2 protein-coding genes are annotated in these 1,741 nt (G+C 44.3%); both read left to right on the top strand.

Annotated elements, in window-relative coordinates; translation table 11 throughout:
* The coding region (locus A3757_RS06245; RefSeq protein ID WP_156506224.1) for a DUF1631 family protein at positions 1-1,165 on the top strand (1,165 nt) is incomplete at its 5' end.
* A 2-nt stretch (positions 1,166-1,167) separates the two neighbouring features.
* Positions 1,168-1,722, top strand: coding sequence for a 1,6-anhydro-N-acetylmuramyl-L-alanine amidase AmpD (gene ampD / locus A3757_RS06240; RefSeq protein WP_068554661.1), 555 nt, complete (start codon positions 1,168-1,170; stop codon positions 1,720-1,722).
* Positions 1,723-1,741: the final 19 nt, after the last annotated feature.

Genomic DNA, 1,741 nt, shown 5'->3' with positions numbered 1-1,741 from the left:
ACTTGGCTGGACCGAAACAAGCGGTAGTAAGTCAGATAGACTGAAGGGAAAAATCGAAGCTGTCGTTGATAAAGTGCTAAACGATTTCGATGACAATCTAGATATTTTCCAAAGCTTATTAGATGATTTTATTAAATTTATAGTGATTGAAGATAAGCGTGGTCAACTTGTTGAGCAGCGCACAAAAGATGCTGAAAAGGGAAAAGCAGCCAATGACCTAGCCAAGAAGGCGGTTGATAATGCTTTAAATGCAATTTTAGCTGATCAGCAAGCAAGAGCGCGTAATGTACCAGAATGTGCAGAAGCTTTTCTTTCAAAAGCGTGGAGTAGGGTACTTAATTACACATACCTAAACGGTGGTGTCGACTCAGAGAGTTGGAAGGCTGAAATTGCCTTGGTTAAAGATTTGATTTGGACGGTGAGTCCAGACAAGGAGGAGTTTGATGTTCGAGGCAAGTTATTGAAAACGATTCCTCGTGTTATGAGGAAGTGTCGGGAGGGGCTCAATCGGATCATGTATGATCAGTTTGAGGCGAAAACCCTATTGGCCGATATCGAAGCTCAGCATGTTAATGTCTTGAATAACTTGCAAACATACGAAGAGTTTGCCAAGTCTGCAATGGACGATAACGCCATTGCTGAGTTGGTTCAGGATACGCTTGAAATTGAACAAGACTTTAACGATTTTAAGCAATCTAGCGTTGAAGCCGAAAAGCCGGTCAAGCCTGCGCCTAAAGCTGCCTCTAGAGAAACAAACTCCGACAGTAAACCTGTCTCACCCAGTGAGCAAGGCACCGGTGATAACGCAGAAACGGAATCAAGTGTCGAGCCTACGCGTGCCGAAACGGTTCTAGAAGAAGATTTGAGTGCTAGTGCGAGCGATTCCATTGTTGATGCATTTAGTAAGCAGGTGGAAAGAGCTAGCATTGGCACCTGGTTTGAGGTTTCAAAGGAAGGACGTCCTGAACGTTGTAAACTTGCTGCACACATTAAGGCTATTGATAAGTTTGTTTTCGTTAATCGATCCGGCATCAAAGTAATGGAGCAGGATAAAAGTGGTTTTGCATCCCTGCTAAGAAATGGAGAGCTTCAAGTTCTAAATGATGGTTTATTGTTTGATCGTGCCTTAGAATCGGTGATCGGGAGTTTACGCGGAGCTAACTAGGTATGAAAATTTGTAATGGTTGGTTGACTGGTGCTCGGAAGTGCCCGTCACCCAATTATAATGAGCGCCCTCAAGCTGCGCCGATCAACTTACTAGTCGTTCATAATATATCATTGCCACCGAAGTCCTTCGGCAATAATTACATCGAGCTTTTTTTCCAAAACTGTTTGCCAGTTGGTGAGCATCCGTATTTCGAGACAATTCGCGATCTTCAGGTCTCGTCACACTTCCTCGTTAAACGCAACGGAGAAATAGTCCAGTTTGTTTCCTGTAATGACCGTGCCTGGCATGCCGGACAGTCAAGCTTTTGTGGTCAGGAAAACTGTAATGATTTCTCGATAGGCGTTGAGCTGGAAGGCGCTGATGACATACCGTATCAAGCGATTCAGTATTCGCAGCTTGCCGCTCTAACTAATGCAATTCAGGAAAGCTACCCTGAAATTACGAAAGAGCGTATAACGGGTCATGAACATATCGCTCCACAGCGGAAAACAGACCCAGGCCCTGCTTTCGATTGGACGCTGTATCGAAACTCTATAGAGAACCCCCTTGTTTAAATGCGCCGCTGTTTAAGGT

Source organism: Oleiphilus sp. HI0117 (assembly GCF_001635235.1).
Note: the sequence above shows the minus strand (reverse complement) of the source record. Positions and strands in the feature narration are given on the sequence as shown.

Excerpts from the sequence above, each read along its gene's own strand:
- ampD (WP_068554661.1), top strand. The coding sequence starts at position 1,168 with ATGAAAATTTGTAATGGTTGGTTGACTGGTGCTCGGAAGTGCCCGTCA.